Here is a 3,274-nt window from a genome sequence, read left to right on the forward strand (position 1 = left end):
CGCCCTTCCTCGGACGGCCGGCACACCCTGCTCCGGCCGTCCGCCGACCGGCGCCGACCGGGGGGGGCGCACGGTGGCGGGTCGCGTCGCTCCGCGTGTTCCCGGTGGACCGGACGGAGCGCCGCTCGCTTTGATGGGGGTGGCGCGGGCCCCCGCGCCGCCCGGGGGTGAGCCAACCCCCACCGCACACGCGCCGGAGTGGAGCTGCCATGGTGACGGATCGGTACGGCAACCCCCTGTTCGAGTGCACCGCCGAGGCGGCGGCGCATCTGGACCGGGCCGTGGAGGGGCTGTTGTTCTTCCGCCCCGAGTTCCCCACCGCGGTCGCCGACGCCGTCGCGGCATCCCCCACGGCACCGCTCGCCCAGGCGTTCTCCGCCTATCTGGGCGTGCTGGGCACGGAGCCGCGCGACGCCGCCGAGGCCCGCCGCCGCTTCACCGCGTACGCCGACGGCCTCGACCGCTCGGCGCTGCCCCGCCGGGAACGCATGCACCTCGCGGCGGCGGAGGCCTGGCTCGGCGGCGACATGGGCACGGCGGCCCACGTCCTCGAAGAACTCGTCGTGGCGAACCCGCGCGACCCGCTGGCCCTCGCGGTCGGCCACCAACTGGACTTCTTCACCGGCGACGCGACCCGGCTGCGGGACCGGATCGGCGGGGCGCTCCCGGCCTGGGACGCCGACGACCCCCACCGCGGGCCCCTGATGGGCATGTACGCGTTCGGGCTGGAGGAGTCCGGGCACTACGACCGCGCCCAGGAGGTCGCCCTCGCCGCCGTGGAGCGGAACCCCCGTGACGTCTGGGCCATCCACGCCGTCGTCCACGTCCACGAGATGCGCGGCCGGTTCGCCGACGGCATCGACTACCTCGACGCGCGACTCGACGACTGGGCGAGCGGCACCCTCCTCACCGTGCACAGCTGGTGGCACTACGCCCTCTACGCGCTGGAGGCCGGCGACACCGACACGGCCACCCGGATCTACGACGCCGTACTGCACCACAAGGACTCCAGCGGATTCGTCATGGAACTCCTCGACGCCGCCTCCCTGTTGTGGCGGTTCCTCCTCGCGGACCTGGACCAGGACGCCCGCTGGCAGGCCCTCGCCGACGCCTGGGCGGCCCGCGCCGACCCGCCGTACTACGCCTTCAACGACGTGCACGCCGTCATGGCGTTCGCCGGTGCGGGCCGGCTGGCGGAGGCGGACGCGTTCCTCGCCGACCGGCGACGCCGGCTGGAACACGACGACGCCCGCCGGACCACCAACCACGTGATGACCGCCGAGATCGGGCTGCCCGTCGGCGAGGCGCTGGTCGCGTACGTCCGAGGGGACCACGAGACGGTGGTCGACCTGCTGTGGCCGCTCCGCCGCCGTGTGCACACCTTCGGCGGCAGCCACGCCCAGCGGGACGCCGTCCAGCGCACCCTCCTGGAGTCGGCCCTGCGCGCCGGACGCGCCGACCTGGCCGGCCGGCTCCTCGGGGAGCGCGCCGGACTGAGCCCCCACAGCCCCTACAACTGGCTGGGCCAGGCCCGGCTCGCCGAAACACTCGGCGAGGCCGGCCGCGCCGCCGTCGCCCGCGACACGGCGAACGAGCTGGCCGCGCCCGCCGCGGCCCGGCTGAACCGGCAACTGCACCGGCCGTATCTGGCCCGCACTCCCTGAGGGCCGCTGTTCAGGGTGCGCGGCCGTATCTGGCCCGCACTTCCCTCAGGGGCCGCCGCTTCAGGTCGCGGCGACGGCCCACGCCAGGCCGTCCTCCGACGTCACCAGGCCGCCGGGCCGCAGCGGAGCCTCCGCCTCGAGCGGCCCGCCGAGGAGACCGCGCTCCTGGAGCACCGATCCCTCGTGGAAGGTCTGCCGGAACGCCGTGGACTCGTACAGCGGATTGCGGTGGCCGTCGGAGTCGGGGAGACGGCCCACGACCCGGTCGAGGTCCGAGGAGGCGGCGGTCAGCCGCGCACCCGCCTCGGCGGGCGCGGCGAGCGCCGCGTCCCCGGACGCCAGCCCGCCCACCAGCTCCACGAACGCCTCCAGCTCCGTCGCGCCGACGTTGGTGACCTTGCGGGCTTTCCAGAAGTACGACCGCTCGTCCTGGTGCAGGTCGTAGAACGACATCAGGAACTCGTAGAACAGCCCGTACTCGTGTCGGTAGCGGGCCTCGAACTCCCCGAAGCAGCGGGCTTCGTCGAGGCTGCCGTCGAGCGTGCTGTTGATCGCCCGGGCCGCCAGCAGGGACCCGTACGTGGCCAGGTGCACACCGGACGACAGCACCGGGTCGACGAAGCAGGCCGCGTCGCCGACCAGCACCATGCCGGGCCGCCACAGCCGGGTCTTCCAGTACGACCAGTCCTTGCGCACCCGGACCTCGTCGTAGGGGGCCTCGCCGGCCTGCGGGGCGCCGTCGACGAGGTCCCGTATCTCGGGGCACGCGTCGATCAGCCGCCGCCAGGCCGCCGTCGGATCGCCCTGGACCGCCGCCGCGTGCTCCCGGCTCACCACCGCGCCCACGCTGGTCAGTTCGTCCCGCAGCGGGATGTACCAGATCCAGCCCTCGTCGAAGGTGGCGCAGAAGATGTTGCCGTCGTTCGGCTTCGGCAGCCGCCTGCCCCCGGCGACGTACCCGAACACGGCGATGTTCCGGAAGAAGTCGGAGTACGTCCGTTTCCCGCCGACGTGCGTGTGGATGCGGCTGGTGTTGCCCGAGGCGTCCACGACGTACCGGGCCCGCGCCTCGCGGGCCCCGCCGCCGGGCCCGGTCCAGCGCACGCCCCGCACGCGTTCCTCGTCGGCGACGACGTCCGAGACACGGCAGCCCTCCCGTACGTCCACGCCGACCCGGCGGGCGTTGTCCAGCAGGATCGCGTCGAAACGGTTCCGCTCGACCTGGTAGGCGAACGACGTCGGGTCGGACAGCCGCGGGGACAGCGCGAAGGAGAACTGCCACGGGTCCCGGTTGCGGCCCCAGCGGAAGGTTCCGCCGCGCTTGAGTTTGAACCCGGCCCGCGCGACCTCGTCCTCGACACCCAGGATGCGGCACACCCCGTGCACGGTCGACGGCAGCAGCGACTCCCCGATCTGGTAGCGGGGGAACGTCTGCTGGTCCAGCAGGAGCACCCGGTGGCCGCGCAGGGCGACGGCCGACGCGACGGTGGACCCGGCCGGGCCCCCGCCGACGACGATCACATCGAACTCCTCCGACGGCGACTCGGATCGCGTGACAGTCACTGGTCTCCTTCAGGGGTCGACACCGGCGGGGCGGCGGGGGCGGGGAT

General features: G+C 74.0%; 2 protein-coding genes. One reads left to right on the forward strand and one right to left on the reverse strand.

Annotation, left to right across the window (positions count from 1 at the left end; translation table 11 throughout):
* Positions 1 to 209 precede the first annotated feature (209 nt).
* On the forward strand, positions 210 to 1,664 hold the full coding sequence (locus AOK23_RS41400) for a tetratricopeptide repeat protein (RefSeq protein ID WP_055717555.1): 1,455 nt from the start codon (positions 210 to 212) through the stop codon (positions 1,662 to 1,664).
* Positions 1,665 to 1,724: 60 nt separating this feature from the next.
* Here the strand turns inward: AOK23_RS41400 and AOK23_RS41405 are convergent, their stop codons facing one another.
* Positions 1,725 to 3,227, reverse strand: a complete 1,503-nt coding sequence (locus tag AOK23_RS41405; protein ID WP_055717556.1) for a tryptophan 7-halogenase — start codon at positions 3,225 to 3,227, stop codon at positions 1,725 to 1,727.
* Positions 3,228 to 3,274: the final 47 nt, after the last annotated feature.

The organism is Streptomyces torulosus (assembly GCF_001419765.1).
Classification (GTDB): Bacteria; Actinomycetota; Actinomycetes; order Streptomycetales; family Streptomycetaceae; genus Streptomyces; species Streptomyces torulosus.

What these genes read in the sequence shown, in the direction of transcription:
- AOK23_RS41400 (WP_055717555.1), top strand. Translation starts at nt 210, where the DNA reads ATGGTGACGGATCGGTACGGCAACCCCCTGTTCGAGTGCACCGCCGAG.